The 24,752-nt window shown below is 60.2% G+C and carries 15 protein-coding genes, 4 tRNA genes and 1 riboswitch; of the genes, 16 read left to right on the top strand and 3 right to left on the bottom strand.

Features of this window, described 5'->3' with window-relative positions:
• The first annotated feature begins 58 nt into the window (after nt 1-58).
• Entirely contained in the window at nt 59-1,039 is a 981-nt protein-coding gene (gene argR, locus KJY40_RS23085) for a transcriptional regulator ArgR (protein WP_085709719.1), read from the top strand.
• Nucleotides 1,040-1,088: 49 nt separating this feature from the next.
• Here argR and KJY40_RS23080 read toward each other — a convergent pair whose 3' ends face one another.
• Entirely contained in the window at nt 1,089-8,819 is a 7,731-nt protein-coding gene (locus KJY40_RS23080) for a dermonecrotic toxin domain-containing protein (protein ID WP_230733011.1), read from the bottom strand.
• Nucleotides 8,820-9,123: 304 nt separating this feature from the next.
• Between KJY40_RS23080 and KJY40_RS23075 the strand changes: the two genes are divergently transcribed.
• From KJY40_RS23075 to astE, 7 genes are all read left to right on the top strand, one after another.
• Entirely contained in the window at nt 9,124-10,344 is a 1,221-nt protein-coding gene (locus KJY40_RS23075; RefSeq protein WP_064598809.1) for an aspartate aminotransferase family protein, read from the top strand.
• Between the two features lie 223 nt (nt 10,345-10,567).
• Complete coding sequence (aruF, locus tag KJY40_RS23070; RefSeq protein ID WP_007951057.1) at nt 10,568-11,587, top strand: arginine/ornithine succinyltransferase subunit alpha; 1,020 nt, start codon at nt 10,568-10,570, stop codon at nt 11,585-11,587.
• A 51-nt stretch (nt 11,588-11,638) separates the two neighbouring features.
• A complete protein-coding gene (gene astA, locus KJY40_RS23065) occupies nt 11,639-12,664 on the top strand; it encodes an arginine N-succinyltransferase (RefSeq protein ID WP_230733010.1) in 1,026 nt (341 codons plus the stop codon).
• Nucleotides 12,661-14,130: a succinylglutamate-semialdehyde dehydrogenase gene (gene astD / locus KJY40_RS23060; protein ID WP_230737745.1), complete on the top strand. Its 1,470-nt coding sequence runs from the start codon at nt 12,661-12,663 to the stop codon at nt 14,128-14,130. Before astA ends, astD begins: the two co-directional genes overlap by 4 nt.
• A gap of 137 nt (nt 14,131-14,267) precedes the next feature.
• Nucleotides 14,268-15,614, top strand: coding sequence for an N-succinylarginine dihydrolase (gene astB, locus KJY40_RS23055; protein WP_064598800.1), 1,347 nt, complete (start codon nt 14,268-14,270; stop codon nt 15,612-15,614).
• Between the two features lie 59 nt (nt 15,615-15,673).
• On the top strand, nt 15,674-15,964 hold the full coding sequence (locus tag KJY40_RS23050) for a hypothetical protein (protein ID WP_011335531.1): 291 nt from the start codon (nt 15,674-15,676) through the stop codon (nt 15,962-15,964).
• Between the two features lie 12 nt (nt 15,965-15,976).
• A complete protein-coding gene (astE, locus tag KJY40_RS23045; RefSeq protein WP_007951052.1) occupies nt 15,977-16,987 on the top strand; it encodes a succinylglutamate desuccinylase in 1,011 nt (336 codons plus the stop codon).
• Between the two features lie 45 nt (nt 16,988-17,032).
• Here astE and KJY40_RS23040 read toward each other — a convergent pair whose 3' ends face one another.
• Complete coding sequence (locus tag KJY40_RS23040) at nt 17,033-17,542, bottom strand: 6,7-dimethyl-8-ribityllumazine synthase (RefSeq protein ID WP_011335530.1); 510 nt, start codon at nt 17,540-17,542, stop codon at nt 17,033-17,035.
• Between the two features lie 102 nt (nt 17,543-17,644).
• Nucleotides 17,645-17,816: riboswitch (FMN riboswitch) on the bottom strand.
• Between the two features lie 198 nt (nt 17,817-18,014).
• On the opposite strand from KJY40_RS23040, the gene ltaE reads away from it, so the two are divergent.
• The 8 genes from ltaE (at nt 18,015) to KJY40_RS23000 (ending at nt 24,132) form a co-directional block, all read left to right on the top strand.
• Nucleotides 18,015-19,019, top strand: a complete 1,005-nt coding sequence (gene ltaE, locus KJY40_RS23035) for a low-specificity L-threonine aldolase (protein WP_230733009.1) — start codon at nt 18,015-18,017, stop codon at nt 19,017-19,019.
• A 146-nt stretch (nt 19,020-19,165) separates the two neighbouring features.
• A complete protein-coding gene (gene alaS / locus KJY40_RS23030; RefSeq protein ID WP_129974031.1) occupies nt 19,166-21,790 on the top strand; it encodes an alanine--tRNA ligase in 2,625 nt (874 codons plus the stop codon).
• 90 nt (nt 21,791-21,880) lie between these two features.
• The gene (locus KJY40_RS23025; protein ID WP_007951048.1) at nt 21,881-23,122 is read left to right on the top strand and encodes an aspartate kinase; all 1,242 of its coding nucleotides are present in this window, start codon (nt 21,881-21,883) and stop codon (nt 23,120-23,122) included.
• 186 nt (nt 23,123-23,308) lie between these two features.
• Nucleotides 23,309-23,497, top strand: coding sequence for a carbon storage regulator CsrA (csrA, locus tag KJY40_RS23020; protein WP_002554426.1), 189 nt, complete (start codon nt 23,309-23,311; stop codon nt 23,495-23,497).
• Between the two features lie 62 nt (nt 23,498-23,559).
• A tRNA-Ser gene (locus KJY40_RS23015) sits at nt 23,560-23,650 on the top strand.
• Between the two features lie 107 nt (nt 23,651-23,757).
• Nucleotides 23,758-23,834, top strand: a tRNA-Arg gene (locus KJY40_RS23010).
• A 72-nt stretch (nt 23,835-23,906) separates the two neighbouring features.
• Nucleotides 23,907-23,983, top strand: a tRNA-Arg gene (locus tag KJY40_RS23005).
• Between the two features lie 72 nt (nt 23,984-24,055).
• Nucleotides 24,056-24,132 (top strand) — tRNA-Arg (locus KJY40_RS23000).
• Between the two features lie 19 nt (nt 24,133-24,151).
• On the opposite strand, the gene KJY40_RS22995 is transcribed toward KJY40_RS23000, so the two are convergent.
• The gene (locus tag KJY40_RS22995) at nt 24,152-24,670 is read right to left on the bottom strand and encodes a cell envelope protein SmpA (RefSeq protein ID WP_230733008.1); all 519 of its coding nucleotides are present in this window, start codon (nt 24,668-24,670) and stop codon (nt 24,152-24,154) included.
• Between the last annotated feature and the right edge of the window lie 82 nt (nt 24,671-24,752).

The raw sequence follows: 24,752 nt of genomic DNA, 5'->3' as shown, positions 1-24,752 counted from the left end.
TAATTTGGTTGCAGCCGATTTCGGTTTTTCCCTCTGTTTACGTTTCGGATCGCCCGCCATGACTGCCCATCGAATTGGTTTCCTGATTTGGCCCAGCACTAAAGCTCTGACTTTGGCGCTGGCAGAGGAGGCCTTGCGTGTTGCCCAGCGTGTGCATCCGGACGTGGTTTACGAGTTGTCGTTCCTGCAGGCCGAAGCACCGACCGAAGGTGAATGGCAACTGCCTGGCGAACCGTGGGCCGGCAAACTCGAAAACTTCCAGAAACTGTTCCTGCTCGCTGATGAGCCACCGACCACGTTGGCGCCGGCACTCAGCAGCGCGCTCAAACAACTGGTGCGTGCCGGTTGTGTGATCGGCGGTCTGTCGGCGGGTGTGTATCCGTTGGCGCAACTCGGTCTGCTCGACGGTTACCGCGCGGCGGTGCACTGGCGCTGGCAGGACGATTTCGCCGAGCGCTTCCCGAAAGTCATCGCCACCAGCCATCTGTTCGACTGGGATCGCGATCGCCTGACGGCCTGCGGCGGCATGTCGGTACTCGATCTGTTGCTGGCGGTGCTGGCCCGTGATCACGGTGCGGAACTGGCCGGCGCGGTCTCCGAAGAACTGGTGGTCGAACGCATCCGCGAAGGCGGCGAGCGTCAGCGCATTCCATTGCAGAACCGTCTCGGCTCCAGCCATCCGAAGCTCACCCAGGCGGTACTGCTGATGGAAGCGAACATCGAAGAGCCGCTGACCACCGACGAAATCGCCCAGCATGTGTGCGTGTCCCGTCGCCAACTGGAGCGGATCTTCAAGCAATACCTCAACCGCGTGCCGAGCCAGTACTACCTGGAACTGCGCCTGAACAAGGCCCGGCAGATGTTGATGCAGACCAGCAAGTCGATCATCCAGATCGGCCTGTCGTGCGGGTTCTCCTCGGGGCCGCATTTCTCCAGCGCCTATCGCAACTTCTTCGGCGCCACGCCACGGGAAGACCGCAACCAGCGGCGCAGCAGCAGTCCTTTCGAACTGTCGTCAGTGCCGCCGGAGCGCGGCTGATCCTCCAATCACAGCGCCATACTTCATGGCGCTGTTGAATCAAGCGTTGTTAATCCTCGATCTCGACACTGGGGCGACTGCGCACCGGCGGATGCTCGAGCACGCCGTCAACGTTCAGCGTCATGCCCGTCTCCTGGTAATAAGCCCGAATGCGCTGCATGGCCTGAGCGGAGAAGGGATTGCCGCGCAAGTCGTAGCGATCACCGACATACGCCGGTACCTCCATCAATTCGTCCGGTATTTCGCTGATTTCATTGCCCGACAGATCCACCTCCATCCAGTTGAAGTTTTCGAGCACGCCCTTCGGGATTTCGCGAATGCCGGTGGTGCTCAGGTCCAGATCGGTAAGCCCCTGCAGGTTGCTGAGGTCAGGCGTCAGCCCGAGCGGATTGTCATGCAGGTGCAGCAGATCCAGACCGTCCAGATTCGCCAGCCCGGCCACATCACGGGGTGACAGCGTGAGGTTGCATGCCGGCAGGCTCAAGGTGTTGAGCCGTTTCATCCGGAAAATGGCTTCGGGGATATGGGTCAGGCCGTAGCCTCGAATATCGATGCTGACGAGATTGGGGAATGCTTCGAGAAATCGTCCGACCCGTGGCGATTCATCATGAGTGTTTGCCAGGTACAGGTCCGAAACGTGACCGAAGTCGGCACTCAGCGTCGGCAGTTCTCCCTGTATCGTCAATCTGAACGTGAAATCGTGATCACCCACATCCGAGCCTTCTACAGGTGTTTTACGCCAGCAAGACAGCAACGCTTCCCTGAGCTGCGCTCTGTTTTGCTCCTCCGCCAGGCGTTCGTCCTGTGTGAGTGGCTGACCGTTCGAGCGATGCTCGGGAATCTCGCTTTCCCAGGCTGCCAGATCGCCCAGCAATTGTCCGAGTTCGGCTTCCCGTCGGGCCAGTTCGAGTCGACCATCGGCCAGTGAGCCTTCGAGGTGGTAGAGAAAAGTGCTGGCCTGTTCATCGCTCAGCGCCGGATAAAGCGTCTGGACGCGGGCGATATCTGCCGGCTCGGCCAGTACGCCGAGGTTTTCCCCGGTCCCGCGAAAGTAGGTCTTGATGCGCTCTCGGGTGAGCGCGTTCAGTGGATTGTTGCCGAAGTCAAAACCGTTGGTGACGGAGACGGGCAGGTCGAAGATCTCTACGGGCAGTTCGGTGAGGCGATTGCCGCTGAGGATTGCCGTTTCCAGTCCGGGAGCGTCCAGCAAACCTTGAGGCAGTGCTGAAATTCCGGTGTTGGATAGGTCGAGAAACTCCAGGGACGGCAGCCTCCGGATGTCGGGCAACCGGCCCAGCGGATTATTGTAGAGATCGAGCCTGAGCAGTTGCTTCAGCGAATGCAGTGCGACGCTGCCCTCGTCATTCAGCACGACCCCGCAGTTACTCAGAACCAGTTGTTGCAGATCCGGCATTCCGGTCAGTGCCGGCGGAACCTCTGCCAGTGCCAGGTCGCGCAGTTCAAGCGAATCGAGGCCGGTGAAGCCGCGCAGGAACTCCGTACCGATCCGTAGCTGAGGATTGCCGATGATCGACAGCGTCGTGACGTGAGCGAAGTCTGCGCTCAAGGCTGGCAGCTCACCGATGAATTCCGCGTTCAGGTTGAGGGCAGCAGCTCTCGATTCCGGGTTTACCGCAGACCTTTGGCGCCAGAACGCTTCGATCTCCAGGCGAAACGTCGTGCGGCTCGCGAACTCTGCGGCGCGGTCGCTTTGGGTCAGTGCAAGGTCACTGCCCGGATAGCGTTGCGGGATCTCGGTTACCCATTGGTCAAGGTCCTCTTCAAGCTGCCGTAGTTCAGCTTCCCAGTGCTCAATTTGCGTCCGGCCGTCAGCAAGTGTTCCCTCGAGCAGGTACAGCACTCGGTTGGCATCTTCATCGTCCAGAGGCGGGAACAGTTCGCGGATCCGCTCGAGGTCTTCCTGTGGCATCGAAACACCAAAGCTCAGCCTGAACTGCCGGTAACAACGTTTGATGCGTTCGCGCATGGCAGATGACAGTGGGTTGTCGGCAAGGCTGATCTGCCGGGGTGGCCGGGCGTCGATTCTGAAGAGGATGTCGGGCAGTTCGCGGATCTGGTTGCGATCGAAGAATGCAGAGAGCAGACGGGGGTGATCGAACAGGCCGTCAGGCAGGCTCGAAATGCCGCTGTCGGTCATGTGCAGTTGAAGCAGTGCCGGCAGGGTTTTGAGGGTGGGTGATTGCCCCAGTGGATTGTGGTTCAGGTTGAGGTAATGCAGGCTGCCGAGAGACGACAGGTTCGCTTGGCTTTGTGGGGTTAGCGTAAATCCGCAATTTTCCAGAACCAGTCGTTCCAGAGAGGGAATGTGCAGGGCGGTCAGCGGGTTTTGCCCAAGGCTGAAATCGTGCAGTTCCAGGTGGCGCAAGGTGGAGAAGGGCTGAAGAAATCCGTCAATGTTGCTGACCGCCGGATTGCCAGTGAGTGAGAGCGCGCGGATGTGGCTGAAGTCTGTCGTCAGGCCGGGCAGCTCGCCGCTGAAGGTCAGACTGGCGATCAGTGAATCCCCCCGTTGTCTGGGATTGTCCGGTAATCGAGTGCGCCACAGTTTTTGCAATCGTTCGGCAAACGTTGTTCTTGCCGAGTGTTCCGCGAGGAACTCCGGGGGAGTGAAGGGGTGGTGGGTGACTGGATGAGTCTGGGGAATCGCCATTTTCCATTGCGCCAGGTCGGCGGTGAGTTGCTCAAGCTCCGCTTTCCAGTGCCTGAGCTGACGCCGTCCGTGCTCCAGGTCCCCAGGCAGTCCATAGAACACATCACTGGCCTCCTCGCGGTCCAGGCCGGGAAACAGTGCCTGGATGGCCTCGATGTCTGCGGGCTCGGCGAGCACCGCGAAATCCACGCCGGTTTCTCGGGAATGACGCTTGATCCTTTCAAGTGTGTCGTCGCTCAGCGGATTGCCTGAGAAGTCGAATCCTTCACTGGCGGAGGCGGGCATTTCAAACAGGGCCTCGGGCAGCTCGCTGATTCGATTGTCACTGACGATGGCTGTACGCAATCTCGGGTGGCCGGGCAGGCCGTCCGGTACCTGACTGATGCCCGTTCGAGAGAGATCCAGATAGGTCAGCTTGGTCAGGCTGCCGACATCAGGCGCGTCAACCAACGGGTTGCCAGGCAGCTCGAGGGATTCCAGCTCGTGCATTGACGCCAGTGCGATCTGCAGCTCGCCCGTGAAGGTCACACCGCAATTTTTCAGAAGCAGTATCTCAAGCGCCGGCAGGCCAGTGAGTGTCTGTGGTAACTGATCAAGTGCGAAGTCGTGCAGTATCAGGCGTTTCAATCGGGGGAAGCTTTGGAAGAAGGCCGAGGTGGCATTGATCTGCTTGTTTCCGTTCAGGGACATGGCGGTGATATGGCTGAAATCTGCCATCAATGTGGGCATGTCCCCCATGAACGAGGCCTGTGCCGAGAATGTGTCTGCCCTTGTCAGCGGATGTGCGGTCGAGCGGTGACGCCATAGCCGTTCAATCCGGCCGGCAAATATCTCCCGCTCGAAAAACTGATTGGCATGTTCGTCAGGAGTCAGTATCTCCCCTGTAACGGGATTGCGATTCGGCGTGTTTCGTGACCATGTGGCCAGGTCGGTGGTCAGTCGGGCTATTTCGCTTTCCCATCGTTCCAGTTGAAGTCGGCCTTGAGCCAGCGAACCGGGCAGGCTGTAAATCAGCTCGCTGGATTGACGATCATTCAGGTCGGTAAACAGTGCCTTGGTGCGGTTGATATCCCCTTGATCGGGGCGAATGCCCAGGTCGCTGCCGGTCCGGTTGAAATAGATCTTCACTTTTTCCCGCGTCGCACTGGAAAGCGGATTGCCGAAAAAATCGTACCCGGCGGTGGTCGCAGCAGGCTGTTCGAAAAAGGGCTCGGGGAGCGTGGTGATCTGGTTATCGGCGAGCCACACGCTGATAAGGCGCGGGTGACTCAGCAATCCGGGCGGGACTTCGGAGATCCCGGTGCTGGAAAGGTCAAGGTGAGACAGGTTCGGCAACGTGCTGAAATCGACCGTGGTGCCCAGCGGATTGTTGGTCAGGCTCAGCGCGGTCAACTCGTTGAAGGATGACAGCAGCGACTGGTTTTCCGGCGTCAGGACGACACCGCAACGTTGCAGTGTCAGCTGTTTCAGGTGTGGGAGGTTCGCCAGGCGCGGTGGCAGATTGTGCAGGTCGAAATTGCGCAGATCCATGCGCACCAGTCCCTGGAATCGTTCAAGAAAAGCGTTCACGGCGCCCGGTCCACCGCTGCCGACCAGTTCCAGATCGACGACATGGCTGAAGTCTGCGGTCAGGGCGGGCAGAGCGCCGACGATCGGCTGGGAAAAATGCATTTCGTAACCATTGAGGCCGCGCATTTCTCTGCGCCAGCAGATGCGCAGAGCGTGGGCGAACGTCTGGCGATCGCGGATGGCGACCATCCGCTGGTCGTCCGATATCCGGGTTCCGTCTGCCGGGTTGATCTTCGGGAGGTCGAACGTCCATTGATTGAGGTCGCTATCGAGTTGTGCGTATTCCAGTTGCAGCCGGGACAGCTCGGCGATTGCGCCGCCCGGGTGGTTTTCAAGTCGTCGGGCCATGGCGAGCCGATCGGCCTCGGACATTCTCGGATAGATCTGTCTGATCCGGTTTTCCAGCGTGCGGGGTGTTTGCAGGGGTGGTGGCGGATTGCGTGAGTAACCATCGGTACCCAGCAAGCGCAGGGCATCCACGGCAGGTGCCGGGACAGAGTCGGGCAAGATCGCCAGTCGCAGTTCGGAGCGGGGCAGTGGATTGTCACGGATGGCTTGCCTGAGCTTTTCACCTTCGCCGATCTGCAGGTTCAATGCTTGTCGTTGCGCGTCCGGCAGGGCTTGCAGAACCGCTGTGTAGAAATCGCTGAGGCCAAGCAGTTCCAGTCCCTGTTCGTCGTATGGCTGCCAGAGACCATCGGACTTGAGCACCAGTACTTTCTGGATGGGCGCCTCCATGGGACCGGTGCTGTCGAGTAATCGTCCTGCCCGGGACTGCGCGCGGACTTCCAGACGTACGTCTGTTGACCAGCCCGGTAACTGTTGAAGGCTGTGCAGGGCCAGGGTGCCGGAATCGGGGTTGCTCACCGAGTCCAGCTCAAGCCCCTCGTAGGCACGGGTGATGCGCAGTTCGTGCGTGGCGGTTTCGGAAAGATCTTGCTGACGCTGCGGAAATTGCCCTTCAGCCAGTTGCAGCAGCTCGGTACCCGTGGCGGTGTGTATGAGTTCTTCGGTGATTCTGACGGGGAGTTGCGGCACATGTCGGGCCACCTGCTTTACCAGTGGAGCATCGCGGTGCTGAAGTGACTGATAGCGTTTTTCGAACAGGTTCGGGCGCTGTTGATCGGCGATCCGGGCGAGCCTGGCGCGCAGACGCCGGGTGCGTGCTTCAAGGGCAAGCATCTGCCCGAATTCTTCGTCGAGCAGCGTGTTTTTTTCGGGCTCGCTGAGGGATTCCAGCAGGGTCTTGAGCAGATCACCATCGGTCAGCTGGCCCTGGTGAATGTCTGTCAGCGGAAGTTGCGCATCACTGGAGGATTGCCAGATCGTTTCGCCTCGGGCGTTGAGCAAGCGCAGTCGCCGGTTGGCAGGCCACAAGCCCTGCTCGTTGAGCAGTTGCAGCTGAATCAACGGATCGGCCATTCGGTACTCGGTCGGGTCGTCGCTGGAGAGCTGTTGTATGAAGGTCTGCAGGTCTTGATCGATCTTGAAGCGTTCGATGGTATCGGCCAGCAACGGTGGCACACGCTCCTGGTTGACGTGCATTTTGCGTAATCCGTCTTCGGTGTAACCACTGACTTGCAAAATCCGCTCGCGTCTCGCCGGAGCAAACGGTTCCATGCGTGGGCCGATACGTCGCAATGCGGTGGCGCGGTCCCATTGCAGCGGGTTTTCCAGCTCGGTATGAAACGCACCTTCGCCGTTGTGCCGCACAATCGGCTGATAGGTGTCCGGATCGGTGGGGTGCTCGATGCGCAGCTTGCCGGGATGTTCGTGATCGCTGACGGCGTAGCAGGCCTGATCGGCAGGCAACAGTTTTTTTCCGTCGAGCAGGTGCAGGCCTTGTGCGTCGGGACTGGAATCGGCCGCAGGGGTGAATGGGCGCTGATAGGGTTTCAGATCCGGCTTCCAGTACAGGGTCTTGCCATTGCGCAGTTTCACCGGCTGGAAGCGATCCATGAACGCCACCACTTCGGGCGGCAATACCTTGGGCAGTTCCGCCATGGCAATGCCGCTACCGACTCCGAATGCACCGAGCTGGATCATGGATTCCAGTGCGGCAAAGTAGTGTTCGCAAGCTTCGGTGGTGAGTCCTTCAGCCAGGTCGACGTAGCATGTGAAGAGCTCGTCAAGCAATTGGTAGGTGATGTACGCCATCATCATTTCGCCCAGAAACGGCACGAACGGCATCAGTACGAACGAGGCGATTTCAAGGATCGAAGAGGCAATCCTGGTGAAGGAGTCCCATATCGCCCACCGGGCATTGCGGTCGACCGTGGCGGTCGGGACTGCGATCGTTGCCGCGTCATTGAGGATTTTGTTCAGCTTTCGTTGATAAAGCTGATCCAGCAGCGAGCCCTCGATGGGCGTGGCGGCAAATTGCAGATTGGGCTTGTCGACAGGCGTGTCTCGCCACGCCGGCAATGAGCTGCCGGGTTCCGTGGGGTGCCATTTCACCCGGCTCAGGCGTTGTCCGAGGTCGGCGAAAAAATACCCGCGCTGGTCATGGGCCACGAAGCGGCTGAAGAATTTCTGATACTCCGGGTTGCGCAGCTGACGTGTCAGCTCGCGCATCATGTCTGCGGTCGAGGCGTATTCCTTGACCGGATGCTCGGGATCGTCCGGCACATAGGCCACCACCCTGACCGGGGTGCGTGCCTGCTGCAGATCCGGTGCGAAGAGAACGATACCGGTCAGCTTCGACGACATCATGCTCAGGTCATGGCAAAGCAGCGTCTGACCATTGACTCGCATGCCTTGCAAATCGTCGAGTAAGCCGCCGATCAGGCTCACATACGGCTCGCTGACGTCGCCACTCATTTTCGCCATGTGCAGGGCGGCCTGGAGGGCGGTCTTTTCGTTGGCGTCGATGCGCTGACGCAGCGACGCACCGGCGACGGGGTCGTCGATACCCAGATTTTTTTCAAGATGCGTTTTATAGCGGCCGCCGATGTCCAGGTCCCGACACAGGCGGGCGAACGCCGCGATGCTCATGCGTGCCTTTATCTGCGGCAGGGTTTCGAACTGACCTGACGGTGATGGTCTGGTCGTGAAGGTCGACTCGCTGGAGTAAGCGTCAGCTTCGGTTTCGTTTTCTTCGAAGTTGTGCAGCGCTGCATCAAGCAGTGACACCGTCCAGGTCCGACTGCCGATAGTGATCGGAAATCCGGGTGTTTTCACCGGGATGTAGAGGTGCAGGAATGTGTTCCTGACATCCACGTCCAGACTGAATCTGCTCTTCAGCGCCTGATTCAGGATCGGCTCGGCATAGGCGTAGGCGTCCTGCAGTTGCTCCAGTGTCCGGTCGATGTCGTTCTGCACGCTCATGCGCTGGGCGATGAGGGCTCTCAATTCCGCATGCTGCGTTTTTGGTGCTTTCTTGATTTTGTCGGAGAGCGTGCGGCGATTGTGCTTCAGGGCCAGGCGGCGGCCGGCCGAGGCTTTGCCGAGCCATTCCGGGAAAGCGTTTCTGAGGGGTTCGTAGTGCTCGGGGGGATTGAGCGGTGTGTGGGCTGCAATCTGTCCGTTGGATGCCTGCATCGAGTCTGTCCATGTACGTCGGGAAGCCGTCAGCAAACCAGAGATCTCTGCGATGGATGCGGTACATATGTATGACAGGCCGGCACACGCCAATTGATATGCTCGTGGAGCTGCTGCAATTGTCGGCGACGGTTTAAACTGCGCCTTTGCGACGCTATATGTCGCATTGCCGTAAACCCGGGAAAATCCGGGGTTTGCGCTATAAGAAGTTGTCGCTTGGCGACAAGGCCGGGCACAAAACTGTCCTTACAATCCCCCCATCGCTCGCCAGTTTCAGGCGGGTGGCCCTCATCAGGAGACTCCGATGTCCGTTGAGCACGCTGCGGTACAACGCGCCGATTTCGACCAGGTTATGGTTCCCAACTACGCGCCTGCCGCTTTCATTCCGGTGCGTGGCGCCGGTTCCCGCGTCTGGGATCAGGCCGGCCGCGAGCTGATCGACTTCGCCGGCGGCATCGCCGTCAACGTATTGGGCCATGCGCATCCGGCGCTGGTCGGTGCCTTGACCGAGCAAGCGAACAAGCTGTGGCACGTGTCCAACGTGTTTACCAACGAGCCGGCCCTGCGCCTGGCGCACAAGCTGATCGACGCCACCTTTGCCGAGCGCGTGTTCTTCTGCAACTCCGGCGCCGAAGCCAACGAGGCCGCCTTCAAGCTGGCCCGTCGCGTCGCGTTCGACCGTTTCGGCACCGAGAAGTACGAAATCATCGCTGCGCTCAACAGTTTCCACGGCCGTACGCTGTTCACCGTGAACGTCGGTGGCCAGTCGAAGTACTCCGACGGTTTCGGCCCGAAAATCACCGGCATCACCCACGTGCCGTACAACGATCTGGCAGCACTGAAAGCCGCTGTTTCCGACAAGACCTGCGCGGTCGTTCTGGAGCCGATCCAGGGCGAGGGCGGCGTGCTGCCGGCCGAGCTGGCTTACCTGCAAGGCGCCCGTGAACTGTGCGACGCGAACAATGCGCTGCTGGTGTTCGACGAAGTGCAGACCGGCATGGGCCGTACCGGCAACCTGTTCGCCTACCAGCATTTCGGTGTGGTTCCGGACATCCTGACCAGCGCCAAGAGCCTGGGCGGCGGTTTCCCGATCGCCGCGATGCTGACCACCGAAGCGCTGGCCAAGCATCTGGTCGTCGGCACTCACGGCACCACTTACGGCGGTAACCCGCTGGCGTGCGCCGTGGCCGAAGCGGTAATCGACGTGATCAACACCCCTGAGGTGCTGAACGGCGTCAACGCCAAGCACGACAAGTTCAAGACCCGCCTGCAACAGATCGGCGAGAAGTACGGCCTGTTCACCCAGGTGCGCGGTCTCGGTCTGTTGATCGGTTGCGTGCTGAGCGATGCCTGGAAAGGCAAGGCCAAGGACATCTTCAACGCCGCTGAACAAGAAGGCCTGATGATTCTGCAGGCCGGCCCGGACGTGATCCGTTTCGCCCCGAGCCTGGTGGTTGAAGACGCGGACATCGACGCCGGTCTGGATCGCTTCGAGCGCGCTGCCGCGAAACTGACGCAAGCCTGATAGACCCTTCGGCGCCTGACTTGATCAGGCGCCGAACCCAATTTTGATGCCGGGCAAAATCAAATGTGGGAGCGGGCTTGCTCGCGAAAGCGGTGGGTCAGACAGCGAAAATGTTGACTGACAATCCGCTTTCGCGAGCAAGCCCGCTCCCACACTGATCTCTGTGTATGCAGTAGCTGCCCGGTTATTTTTCTGTGAATTGATGAGAGAAAGGAGTGACACCATGCTGGTGATGCGCCCCGCGCAAATGGCTGATCTGGGCGAGGTACAGCGTCTGGCTGCGGACAGCCCGATTGGTGTCACTTCCTTGCCGGATGACGTTGAACGCCTGAGCGACAAGATCGCTGCGAGCGAAGCCTCGTTTGCCGCCGAAGTGAGCTTCAACGGCGAGGAGAGTTACTTCTTCGTCCTCGAAGACACCGCCACCGGCAAACTGGTGGGCTGCTCGGCGATCGTCGCGTCGGCCGGTTATTCCGAGCCGTTCTACAGCTTTCGCAACGAGACCTTCGTGCACGCCTCCCGCGAGCTGAAGATCCACAACAAGATCCACGTGCTCTCGCAATGCCACGACCTGACCGGCAACAGCTTGCTGACCAGTTTCTACGTGCAGCGCGAGCTGGTGGGTTCGCCGTGGTCTGAACTCAACTCCCGTGGCCGTCTGCTGTTCGTCGCCAGCCACCCGGAACGGTTCGCCGATTCGGTGGTGACCGAGATCGTCGGTTACAGCGATGAAAACGGCGACTCGCCATTCTGGGACGCCATCGGTCGCAACTTCTTCGACCTGAACTACGCCGAGGCCGAGCGTCTGTGTGGCCTGAAAAGCCGTACCTTCCTCGCCGAGCTGATGCCGCATTACCCGATCTACGTGCCGCTGCTGCCGGACTCCGCTCAAGAGGCGATGGGCCAGGTGCACCCGCGTGCGCAGATCACCTTTGACATCCTGATGCGCGAAGGCTTCGAGACCGATCACTACATCGACATCTTCGACGGAGGCCCGACCCTGCATGCGCGTGTATCGGGGATCCGTTCGATCGCCCAGAGCCGCGTGGTGCCGGTGAAGATCGGCGAGCCGGTCAAAGGTGCCGGTCGCCAGTATCTGGTGGCCAATGCCCAGTTGCAGGATTACCGCGCGGTATTGCTTGAACTGGATTACGCGCCGGGCAAACCGGTGACCCTGGATCTGGAAGCGGCCGAAGCCCTGGGCGTCGGTGAAGGTGCCAGCGTGCGCCTGGTGGCGGTTTAACGCCTTAGCGAGTTTCACGGGTGGCCACGGCGGCCCGTTTGAGGAGATAGCATGATTGTTCGTCCCGTACGCAGCAGCGATTTGTCCGCTCTGATCGACCTGGCCCGCAGCACCGGCACCGGCCTGACCACTTTGCCGGCCAACGAAGAGCGCCTGACCCACCGGGTCGGCTGGGCCGAGAAGACCTTTCGCGGTGAAGCCGGCCGTGGCGACGCGGACTACCTGTTCGTGCTCGAAGACGACAACGGTCGCGTGGTGGGGATTTCCGCCATCGCCGGCGCCGTCGGTCTGCGCGAGCCTTGGTACAACTTCCGCGTCGGCCTGACCGTCAGCGCCTCGCAGGAACTGAACATCTATCGCGAGATCCCGACGCTGTTCCTGGCCAACGACCTGACCGGCAACTCCGAACTGTGCTCGCTGTTCCTGCACGCCGATTACCGCACCGGCCTCAATGGCCGCATGCTGTCCAAGGCGCGGATGCTGTTCATCGCCGAATTCCCGCAACTGTTCGGCAACAAGATCATCGCCGAGATGCGCGGCGTGTCGGATGACGCCGGTCGTTCGCCGTTCTGGGAAAGCCTGGGCCGTCACTTCTTCAAGATGGAATTCAGCCAGGCCGATTACCTGACCGGTGTCGGCAACAAGGCGTTCATCGCCGAACTGATGCCGAAATTCCCGCTGTACACCTGCTTCCTGTCGCCGGACGCGCGCAACGTCATCGGCCAGGTTCACCCGGACACCGAGCCGGCACTGGCGATGCTCAAGAGCGAAGGCTTCAGCTATCAGGGTTACGTCGACATCTTCGACGCAGGTCCTGCCATCGAGTGCGAGACCAGCAAGATCCGCGCGGTGCGTGACAGCGAAGCGCTGGTGCTGGCCATCGGCACGCCGGGCGACGACGCCACGCCGTTCATCATCCATAACCGCAAACGCGAAGAATGCCGCATCACGGCTGCGCCGGCCCGTCTGGCCGCCGGTACGCTGGTGGTCGATCCGCTGACCGCCAAACGTCTTCAACTCAACGCTGGCGATCAGGTTCGCGCCGTGGCGTTGTCTGCTGCCCGGGAGTCGAAATAATGAATTCGCTATACATCGCAGGTGAGTGGCTGGCCGGTCAGGGCGAAGCCTTTCAATCGCTGAACCCGGTGACCCAGCAAGTGTTGTGGTCGGGGGAGGGCGCCACCGCCGCTCAGGTCGAGTCGGCCGTGCAGGCTGCGCGTCAGGCGTTCCCGAGCTGGGCCCGTCGTACCCTGGAAGATCGCATCAGCGTGCTCGAAGCGTTCGCCGCCGCGCTGAAAAACCACGCTGATGAGCTGGCCCGCACCATCGGTGAGGAAACCGGCAAACCGCTATGGGAAGCCGCGACCGAAGTCACCAGCATGGTCAACAAGATCGCGATCTCGGTGCAGAGCTACCGCGAACGGACCGGCGAGAAGAGCGGCCCGCTGGGCGACGCCACCGCCGTGTTGCGCCACAAGCCCCACGGCGTGGTCGCGGTGTTCGGCCCTTACAACTTCCCCGGCCATTTGCCGAACGGCCACATCGTGCCGGCGCTGCTGGCCGGTAACAGCGTGCTGTTCAAGCCAAGCGAGCTGACCCCGAAAGTCGCCGAGCTGACGGTCAAGTGCTGGATCGAAGCCGGTCTGCCGGCCGGTGTCCTGAACCTGCTGCAAGGCGCCCGCGAAACCGGTATCGCTCTGGCGGCGAATCCGGGCATCGACGGTCTGTTCTTCACCGGTTCGAGCCGTACCGGCAATCACCTGCACCAGCAGTTCGCCGGTCGTCCGGACAAGATCCTCGCGCTGGAAATGGGCGGCAACAACCCGCTGGTGGTCGATCAGGTCGCCGACCTCGACGCAGCGGTGTACACGATTATTCAATCTGCATTCATTTCCGCCGGTCAGCGTTGCACCTGCGCCCGTCGTCTGCTGGTGCCGGAAGGTGCGTGGGGCGACAGCCTGCTCAAGCGTCTGGTGGAAGTCAGCTCGACCATCGAGGTCGGCGCGTTCGATCAGCAGCCGGCACCGTTCATGGGCTCGGTGGTTTCCCTCGGCGCGGCGAAAGCGTTGATGGATGCCCAGGCGCATCTGCTGGCCAATGGCGCGGTGTCGCTGCTGGCGATGACTCAGCCACAGGCGCAGTCGGCGCTGCTGACCCCGGGCATCGTTGATGTGACGGCGGTTGCCGAGCGCTCCGACGAAGAATTGTTCGGCCCGCTATTGCAGGTGATCCGCTACGCCGATTTCGCGGCGGCGATTGCCGAAGCCAACGACACTGCGTTCGGCCTGGCCGCTGGCCTGCTGTCGGATTCCGAAGAGCGCTACCAGCAGTTCTGGCTGGAAAGCCGTGCCGGGATCGTCAACTGGAACAAGCAACTGACCGGTGCTGCGAGCAGCGCGCCGTTCGGCGGTGTCGGCGCTTCGGGCAACCACCGCGCCAGCGCCTACTACGCGGCGGATTACTGCGCGTACCCGGTGGCCTCGCTGGAAACCCCGAGCCTGGTGTTGCCGGCAGCCCTGACGCCTGGCGTGAAGATGGCGTGATGCCCATCGCTGGCAAGCCAGCTCCCACAAGTGCGATGAGATCCCTGTGGGAGCTGGCTTGCCAGCGATGGCCGCGCCGCGGTCTCAAAGAATAGTTACTGAAGCCTATAACAACAGATTCTCGTGGAGCCTCGCTGATGAAATCCTATGAAGTCAATTTTGACGGTCTAGTGGGGCCGACCCATAACTACGGTGGTCTGTCCTACGGCAACGTTGCGTCCCAGAGCAACAGCCAGCAATCTTCGAACCCGAAGGAAGCGGCGCTGCAAGGTCTGGCGAAAATGAAAGCGCTGATGGAAATGGGCTTTCAGCAGGGCGTTCTCGCACCGCAGGAGCGTCCGGACGTCGCTGCTCTGCGCCGTCTGGGTTTCAGCGGCACCGACGCTCAAGTGATCGAGCGCGCCGCCAAAGAAGCGATGCCGCTGCTGGTCGCCAGTTGCTCGGCGTCAAGCATGTGGGTGGCCAACGCCGCCACGGTCAGCCCGAGTGCCGACACCGCTGACGGTCGCGTGCACTTCACCGCCGCCAACCTGAACTGCAAATACCACCGCAGCATCGAGCACCCGACCACCAGTCGCGTGCTGGGCGCGATGTTCGCCAATCAGCAGCACTTCGCTCACCACGCCGCGTTGCCGGCGGTGGCGCAATTCGGTGACGAAGGCGCAGCGAACCACACGCGGTTCTGCCGTGAGTACGGCGAGGCCGGTGTCGAGTTCTTCGTGTTCGGTCGCAGTGCGTTCGACACCCGTTATCCGGCACCGCAGAAATACCCGGCGCGCCAGACCCTCGAAGCCTCGCAAGCGGTTGCCCGTCTGCACGGCCTGCGTGACGACGGCGTGGTCTATGCGCAACAGAATCCTGCGGTGATCGATCAGGGCGTGTTCCACAACGACGTGATCGCGGTGGGCAACGGCGAGGTGCTGTTCTATCACGAGGACGCGTTCCTCGACACCGATCAGATGCTGGCCGAACTGCAAGCCAAACTGGCCAAGGTCGGCGGCAAGTTCCAGTCGGTCTGCGTACCGCGTTCGGCGGTCACCGTGGACGACGCGGTGCGTTCCTACCTGTTCAACAGCCAGCTGCTGTCGCGTCCTGACGGTTCGATGCTGCTGATCGTGCCGGAAGAGTGCCGTGGCAACGAGCGCGTGTGGAATTACCTGCAAGGCCTGACCAGCTCCGGCGGCCTGATTCGCGAAGTGAAAGTCTTCGACCTCAAGCAAAGCATGCAGAACGGCGGTGGACCGGCGTGCCTGCGTCTGCGTGTCGCGCTCAACGAAACCGAGCTGGCGGCCGTCAACCCAGGGGTTATCATGACCGCCCCGTTGTACGGTTCGTTGACCGCATGGGTTGAAAAGCACTACCGCGACCGCCTGACCGAAAGTGATCTGGCGGATCCGCAATTGCTGCTTGAATGCCGGACGGCACTGGATGAACTGACGCAAATCCTTAAACTGGGCGCGGTTTATCCATTCCAGATCAATTGATGGCTGGCGCGCCGCCTGAACGCGGCGCACGGTTCCATCTCCCCAAGAGAGCGTAAAACATGAGCGATTCCCTGCAGCTGATCCTTGAAGACACTGACGGCACGCAACTGCAAACTTCCTGCACCCGCGTCGCGGTCATGTGGCAAGGCAAAGAGCTGTGGATCCAGCAGGACGGCCGCGGCCAACTGTTGATCGGCGTGGACGTCGAAGAGGGCGACGAAGAGTACGCCAACCTGCTGTTGCGCCCATTGGCGACTAATCTGGTAAGTCTGCAACTGGAGATGGAACCGGCTGATCTCGGCGACGATGACGGCCACGTGCACGGCCCGGATTGCAATCACGACCACTAAGGAAACCGCTCTATGCTCGCCCTCGGCAAACTGCTTGAACTGACCCTCGCCGGCCGCGAACCGGCGGAGAAGACTCAACTGACTGTCGAAGGCGTGCGCATGCGCTGGTTGAGCGAGGGGGCGCTGGAAGTCCGGCCACCCGAAGCGCGCGACAATGGCCTGGACCTGCTGCTGTCGGCAGGCATCCACGGCAATGAAACAGCGCCGATCGAACTGCTCGACCGGCTGCTGCATGACATCGCTCGCGGCGATCTGAAGCCGCGCGCACGCATTCTGTTCCTGTTCGGCAACCCGGAAGCGATTCGCAAGGGCGAGCGTTTCGTCGAGCAGGACGTCAATCGGCTGTTCAATGGCCGTCACGAACAAAGCAGCGGTTCCGAAGCCCTGCGCGCCTGCGAGCTGGAACGTCTGGCGGCGAGTTTCTTCAGCCTTCCTGATCGTCAGCGCCTGCACTACGACCTGCACACCGCGATTCGCGGTTCGAAGATCGAGCAGTTCGCCTTGTATCCGTGGAAGGAAGGTCGCCAGCATTCCCGTCTTGAACTGGCCCGCTTGCGCGCCGCCGGCATGGAGGCGGTGCTGTTGCAGAACAAACCGTCGATCGTGTTCAGTTCCTACACCTACGACAAGCTCGGCGCCGAGTCCTTCACGCTGGAGCTAGGCAAGGCGCGGCCATTCGGGCAGAACGCCGGGGTCAATGTGTCGCTGCTGGAAACCCGCCTGAAGCAGATCATCGAAGGCACTGAGCCTGAGATGGCCGAGCAGGGCCTGGACGGTCTGCAACTGTTCAGCGTGGCACGGGAAATCATCAAGCACAGCGATGCGTTCCGCCTGAACCTGCCGGCGGACATCGAAAACTTTTCGGAACTGGATGTGGGTTATGTGTTGGCCGAAGATCTGGCCAATACCCGCTGGATCATCGAAGAGCAGGGCGCGCGGATCATCTTCCCCAATCCCAAGGTCAAGAACGGCTTGCGGGCGGGCATTCTGATCGTGCCGACCACTGACGAAAATCTTGCCTGAAACTGAATCTCCCCCACGCAGTGCGCGGGGGAGATCGTTATTGCATCAGACCGCTACAGCACGCGGCTCGGTGCGGCGCAATGCACGCACTTTCTGCAACGTATCGGCGCAGGTCTTCGCCGCTTCCTGACCCTTGTGCACGAAATGCTCGAAGAAGAACTTCTGATGTTCTTCGCCGGCATGGAAGTGGTGCGGGGTCAGCGATACCGAGAACACCGGCACTTCGGTTTCCAGCTGCACCTGCATCAGGCCGCTGACCACCGACTGGGCGACGAACTCGTGACGGTAGATTCCGCCGTCCACCACCAGTGCGGCGGCAACGATACCGGCATAACGCCCGGTCTTGGCCAGCAGCTTGGCGTGCAGCGGCATTTCAAAAGCGCCGCCGACTTCGAAGAAATCGATGTCCGATTCCTGATAACCCTGAGCGATCATTTCGGCGAGGAAGCCTTTACGGCTCTGGTCGACGATTTCCTTGTGCCAGCAGGCCTGGATGAACGCGACACGCTCGCCGTGAGTGTGTTTGCTTTTGCTGTCGATAGCGGTGGGTTGCATGTTCTGACTCCTGTTTGTGTGAAAAACAGGGCGTTATGAATCGAAAGGGATTCAAGGGTACGCACGCTCGCGCATACACGGCGGACGGCCCTTTGGCGTCAATCCCGTTCTCTCTTCATCCGGACTATGACCGTCGGCCCCGGAATCACACCGGGTCTGCTGACCTTGCCGCCGCTCACGGTTTTTGCCGTGCCCGTCACCAAGCGCTCGCGGGCTATGCGCATTGCGCGCAATTACCGCCGGTGGGGAATTGCACCCCGCCCTGAGAACGTTTCGCCACCCTTTATCGGGCGGCGCAGCGTTTTTAACACAGATCGGCGGGCTGTGCATTGCGCCTTTATGATGATTGCCATCGGATTTTTCGAAGCACAGGAAACGACTTTTCCTTGCGCGAGGGTTGATTAATCCGCGCCGTGCCCGCAGTAATTCCTCTTCGTAAAGGGATTTCCCCTGCTGACCAGAGGCCAGGTTCATGAGCGTTATCGATCTTCGCAGCGACACCGTCACCCAACCGACTCCCGCCATGCTCGACGCGATGACCCGCGCCGACACCGGCGATGATGTGTATGGCGAAGATCCGACGGTCAATCGTCTGGAAGCCGAACTGGCAAAACGGCTGGGTTTTGCTGCGGCGCTGTTCGTCCCGACCGGCACCATGAGCAACCTGCTGGGGCTGATGGCGCACTGCGAGCGCGGTGACGAATACATCGTCGGCCAGCAGGCGCACACCTATAAGTACGAGGGCGGAGGTGCAGCTGTACTTGGTTCGATTCAACCACAGCCACTGGAAGTGCAGGCCGATGGTTCGCTGGACCTGGATCAGGTGGCAGCAGCGATCAAGCCTGACGATTTCCACTTCGCCCGCACCCGCCTGCTGGCGCTGGAAAACACCATGCAGGGCAAAGTGCTGCCGTTGGAGTATCTGGCCCGGGCCCGTCAGTTCACTCAGAACAATGGCCTGCAGCTGCATCTGGACGGCGCGCGGCTGTACAACGCGGCGGTCAAGCTCGGGGTCGATGCCCGGGAAATCACCCAATATTTCGATTCGGTCTCGGTGTGCCTGTCCAAAGGTCTCGGTGCGCCGGTCGGTTCGGTGTTGTGCGGTTCGTCGGCGTTGATTGCAAAGGCCCGGCGCCTGCGCAAAATGGTCGGTGGCGGCATGCGTCAGGCGGGACTGTTGGCGGCGGCGGGGTTGTATGCGCTGGATCACCACGTCGAGCGCCTGGCGGATGACCATGCCAACGCGCAATTTCTGGCCGAAGGCCTGCGGGAGGCCGGTTTCAGTGTCGAGCCGGTGCAGACCAACATGGTTTACGTGCAGATGGGCGGCCGTGCCGAGGCGATCAAGGCGTTTGCCGCCGAGCGCGGGATCAAATTGAGCGCTGCCGCCCGGCTGCGGATGGTCACGCACATGGACGTCAATCGCTCGCAAATCGAGCAAGTGGTCGCGACATTCGTCGAGTTTTCGCGCAAGTGACAGCGTTAGCCACCCAATTGACCGTTTCTATCGTATAAACACGCTGTACCCCGCGCGCAGGGCCGATATAATGCGGCCCTTTGCCGTCGTTTCGTCTGTTGACGTTTCGTACAGGCCTTTGGCCGCAGCCTCCGTGGAAGAACCTAATGAAAAGCGCAGAAATCCGTGAAGCCTTCCTTCGCTTCTTCGAAGAGCAAGGCCACACCCGTGTAGCCTCCAGCTCTTTGATTCCGGGCAACGACCCAACCCTGCTGTTCACCAACGCGGGGATGAACCAGTTCAAGGACTGCTTCCTGGGCCAGGAAAAGCGCGCGTACACCCGCGCCGTCTCCAGCCAGAAATGCGTGCGCGCCGGCGGCAAGCACAACGACCTGGAAAACGTCGGGTACACCGCCCGTCACCACACCTTCTTCGAAATGCTGGGTAACTTCAGCTTCGGCGACTACTTCAAGCGTGATGCCATCACCTACGCCTGGAACTTTCTGACCTCCGAGAAGTGGCTGAACCTGCCGAAGGAAAAGCTGTGGGTCACCGTCTACGCCAGCGATGACGAGGCCTACGACATCTGGACCAAGGAAGTCGGTGTGCCGGCCGAGCGCATGGTGCGCATCGGCGACAACAAAGGCGCGCCTTACGCCTCCGACAACTTCTGGACCATGGGCGATACCGGCCCGTGCGGTCCTTGCACCGAGATTTTCTACGATCACGGCGCCGACATCTGGGGTGGCCCACCGGGCTCGCCGGAAGAAGACGGCGACCGTTACATCGAGATCTGGAACAACGTGTTCATGCAGTTCAACCGCACCGCCGACGGCGTGTTGCACCCGCTGCCAGCCCCGTCGGTGGACACCGGCATGGGCCTTGAGCGGATCAGTGCCGTGCTGCAGCACGTTCACTCGAACTATGAAATCGACCTGTTCCAGAGCCTGCTGGCCGCATCCGCCAAGGCGATCGGCTGCACCAACGATGCTCAGGCATCGCTGAAAGTCGTGGCTGATCACATCCGTTCCTGCGGCTTCCTGATTGCCGACGGCGTACTGCCGTCCAACGAAGGTCGCGGTTATGTGCTGCGCCGGATCATCCGTCGCGCCTGCCGTCACGGCAACAAGCTGGGCGCCAAGGGCAGCTTCTTCTACCAGATCGTTGCCGCACTCGTGGCCGAGATGGGCGAAGCCTTCCCGGAGCTGAAATCCCAGCAGGCGCACATCGAGCGCGTACTGAAAGCCGAAGAAGAGCAATTCGCCAAGACCCTGGAACAGGGCCTGAAAATCCTCGAACAGGATCTGGCCGAGCTCAAAGGCGACGTGGTTCCAGGCGACGTAGTATTCAAACTCTACGACACCTACGGTTTCCCGATGGACCTGACCGCGGACATCGCCCGCGAGCGCAGCCTGACCATTGATGAAGCCGGTTTCGAGCGTGAAATGGAAGCCCAGCGCGTCCGTGCACGTTCCGCCAGCTCCTTCGGCCTGGACTACAACAGCCTGGTCAAGGTTGATGTCGATACCGAATTCACCGGCTACCACGCCACCAGCGGTTCGGCGAAAGTCGTTGCTCTCTATAAAGATGGCCAGTCCGTGGACGTCTTGAGTGAAGGGCAGGAAGGCGTTGTGGTGCTGAACCAGACCCCGTTCTACGCCGAATCCGGCGGCCAGGTCGGCGATTGCGGTTATCTGCAGGCCGGCAACAGCCGTTTCGACGTGCGCGACACCACCAAGACCGGCGGCGCGTTCCTGCATCACGGCGTACTGGCGTCGGGCAGCCTGATCGTTGGCGCACCGGTGGAAACCCACGTCGAAGCCGACGTGCGTCACGCCACCTCGCTGAACCACTCGGCCACGCACTTGCTGCATGCTGCATTGCGCAAAGTGCTGGGCGATCACGTTCAACAGAAGGGCTCGCTGGTCGACAGTCAGCGCCTGCGTTTCGACTTCAGCCACTTTGAAGCGATCAAGCCGGAGCAGATCAAGGCGCTGGAAGACATCGTCAACGCCGAGATCCGCAAGAACTCCGCCGTTGAAACCGAAGAAACCGACATCGAAACCGCCAAGCAGAAAGGCGCGATGGCGCTGTTCGGCGAGAAGTACGGCGACAACGTGCGCGTGCTGAGCATGGGCGGTGATTTCTCCGTCGAGCTGTGCGGCGGCATCCACGCCAACCGTACCGGCGACATCGGCCTGCTGAAAATTATCAGCGAAGGCGGTGTGGCATCGGGTGTGCGTCGTATCGAAGCGGTCACCGGCGCTGCGGCGCTGGCTTACTTGAACGCTGCTGAAGAACAACTCAAGGAAGCGGCCAGCCTGGTCAAGGGCAGCCGCGACAACCTGATCGACAAGCTGTCGGCTGTGCTGGAGCGCAACCGTGCGCTTGAAAAGCAGCTCGAGCAGTTGCAGGCCAAGGCCGCTGCTGCCGCAGGCGACGATCTGTCGGCCTCGGCCGTGGACGTCAAGGGCGTGAAAGTGCTGGCCGTGCGTCTGGATGGTCAGGACGGCAAGGCGCTGCTGGCGCTGGTCGATCAGCTGAAAAACAAACTCGGCCGCGCAGTGATCCTGCTCGGCAGTGTCCATGAGGAAAAGGTCGTACTGGTTGCAGGCGTAACCAAGGACCTGACTGGCCAACTCAAAGCCGGTGATTTGATGAAACAGGCTGCTGCGGCAGTGGGCGGGAAGGGCGGTGGTCGTCCGGACATGGCGCAGGGCGGCGGTGTCGACGCCGGCGCACTGGATGGCGCACTGGCGCTGACCGTTCCATTCGTCGAGCAGGGTTTATAAGACGGCCCGTCGGGCCCGCAGTCTAGTGGCGGGTCCGGCGGCTGTTTGAGTGATTATTGGGCGCCCTTCATGGGCAGAGGCGGCTTTGAAATGGCTTTGATCGTACAGAAATTTGGAGGCACCTCGGTCGGCACTGTCGAGAGAATCGAGCAGGTCGCCGACAAGGTTAAGAAATTCCGCGATGCCGGCGATGACCTGGTGGTTGTGCTGTCTGCAATGAGCGGCGAAACCAACCGTCTGATCGATCTGGCCAAGCAAATCAGTGGCGAAGATCAACCGGTTCCGCGTGAACTGGACGTGATCGTTTCCACCGGTGAGCAGGTAACGATCGCCCTGTTGGCCATGGCGCTGATCAAGCGCGGTGTGCCGGCGGTGTCGTACACCGGCAACCAGGTGCGGATCCTGACGGACAGCGCGCACAATAAAGCGCGTATCTTGCAGATTGATGACCAGAAGATTCGCGGTGACCTGAAAGCAGGTCGCGTGGTTGTGGTCGCCGGTTTCCAGGGCGTCGACGAGCACGGCAACATCACGACCCTGGGTCGTGGCGGTTCCGACACCACCGGCGTGGCGCTGGCCGCTGCGCTGAAGGCTGACGAATGCCAGATCTACACCGACGTCGATGGTGTCTACACCACTGACCCGCGTGTGGTATCGGTTGCTCAGCGTCTGGACAAGATCACCTTCGAAGAGATGCTGGAAATGGCCAGTCTCGGTTCCAAGGTGCTGCAGATCCGCGCGGTGGAGTTCGCCGGCAAGTACAACGTTCCGCTGCGCGTACTGCACAGCTTCAAGGAGGGTCCGGGCACCCTCATTACTATTGATGAAGAGGAAACCATGGAACAGCCGATCATTTCCGGCATCGCTTTCAACCGCGATGAAGCCAAGCTGACCATCCGTGGCGTGCCAGACACCCCGGGCGTGGCGTTCAAGATTCTCGGCCCGATCAGTGCCGCGAACATCGAAGTCGACATGATCGTGCAGAACGTCGCGCACGATAACACCACCGACTTCACCTTCACCGTGCACCGCAACGACTACCAGTCCGCGCAGACCGTGCTGGAAAACACCGCTCGCGAGATCGGTGCCCGTGAAGTGGTTGGCGACACCAAGATTGCCAAGGTCTCGATCGTCGGCGTCGGCATGCGTTCCCACGCAGGCGTGGCCAGCCGCATGTTCGAATCCCTGGCTAAAGAAAGCATCAACATCCAGATGATCTCGACCTCGGAAATCAAGGTTTCCGTGGTGATCGAAGAGAAGTACCTGGAACTGGCCGTGCGCGCCCTGCACACGGCTTTCGAACTCGACGCTCCGGCCCGTCAGGGCGAGTGATGCGTTGTCTGAAGGGCGCGGTCTGACCGCGCCCTTTATTTTTTGAATGGCGCGGGCCCTGAACTGTTCTTTTGCTCGCGCTGGTCAATACTCAGGCATGTAGGGCTACGATCGCTCCGGTTGTAGGTCGGGTGCCTTTTTTTTGCAGACTGTTGTCCCTGAAATGATTCGCGTGAGGAGAAAGGTATGCTGATTCTGACTCGTCGGTGCGCAGAAAGCCTGATTATCGGTGATGGCGAAATCACCGTGACCGTGCTCGGCGTCAAAGGAAATCAAGTGCGTATCGGCGTCAACGCCCCGAAAGAGGTGGCCGTGCACCGTGAAGAAATCTATCTGCGTATAAAGAAAGAGAAGGACGAAGAACCAAGCCATTAATTTTTATCGATTTTTATGTTTGCAAACGGGGAAGAAGCTGGTTAATATACGCCCCGTGTTGCGGAGAGCTGGCCGAGTGGCCGAAGGCGCTCCCCTGCTAAGGGAGTACACCTCACAAGGGTGTCGGGGGTTCGAATCCCCCGTTCTCCGCCATTATTTGCTTAGTACGTTGTAATCTGGCTTTTTCTGTAAGTTGTTGAAATTTATAGAAAAAGTGGTTGGAATAGAGATTAGACGGGCTATAATGCGGCGCAACAAATGCACTCGTAGCTCAGCTGGATAGAGTACTCGGCTACGAACCGAGCGGTCACAGGTTCGAATCCTGTCGAGTGCACCATTTAAGAGTCAATTGCAGCGATGTAAATGACTCGGCTTCAGCCAGTTGTGATCTGGTCTAAAAACACAAACTGCACTCGTAGCTCAGCTGGATAGAGTACTCGGCTACGAACCGAGCGGTCACAGGTTCGAATCCTGTCGAGTGCACCATTTAAGAGTCAGTTGCAGCGATGCGGATGACTTGGTTACAGCCAGTTGTGGTCTGGTCTAAAAACACAAATTGCACTCGTAGCTCAGCTGGATAGAGTACTCGGCTACGAACCGAGCGGTCACAGGTTCGAATCCTGTCGAGTGCACCATATACCGAAAAGCCCGCGTTTAACGCGGGCTTTTTGCTGTCCGGGATTTGGTTTTTCCCGTCACGCATCCTTTCTCATCAAAATCGATTTGAGCACTACGGCCTCGCTTGAGGTCGTAACGATAACTCGTTGCCGAATTGCGAATGCTCACCTTGTCGGGTTTGCCCAGAGCGCTTTCAACATCCTGTTGGCTCATGCCGGCGATGATTCGTTGATTGATGATCGCCTCGCGTTTCTGTCGCGCGTCGATCAGATCTCCACATTTATCCTGGGTGCGCCCGACGACGGCCATTTCTCGTTTTCTGATAGTCATACCGGATATTTCTTCGTGCCGGGCTTCGGGTATCAGGGTGACTGTCGAGCCGGGTGAGTAGGGGCGCACTTCCTGAAATGAAAGGTGCTCGTTGTTCGCGCAACTCAATGTGGTGAACGTGACGCTACCATCAGAGGCTTCGCAGCGATGAAGTGTCGTTGCGCTCCCGATGGTGGGCAGGCAGAGCAGGGTGGTCAGCATGAGTCGGGATGTTTTCGATGGCATTCGGCGTCCTCCATGACGGTCCTTATCAAGCGTAGCTGGCAGTTTTTTCACCGCCGGTGTGTTTTCTTTTCAGGATGAGTCG

This window comes from Pseudomonas fitomaticsae (assembly GCF_021018765.1).
Lineage (GTDB): Bacteria > Pseudomonadota > Gammaproteobacteria > Pseudomonadales > Pseudomonadaceae > Aquipseudomonas > Aquipseudomonas fitomaticsae.
Note: the sequence above shows the minus strand (reverse complement) of the source record. Positions and strands in the feature narration are given on the sequence as shown.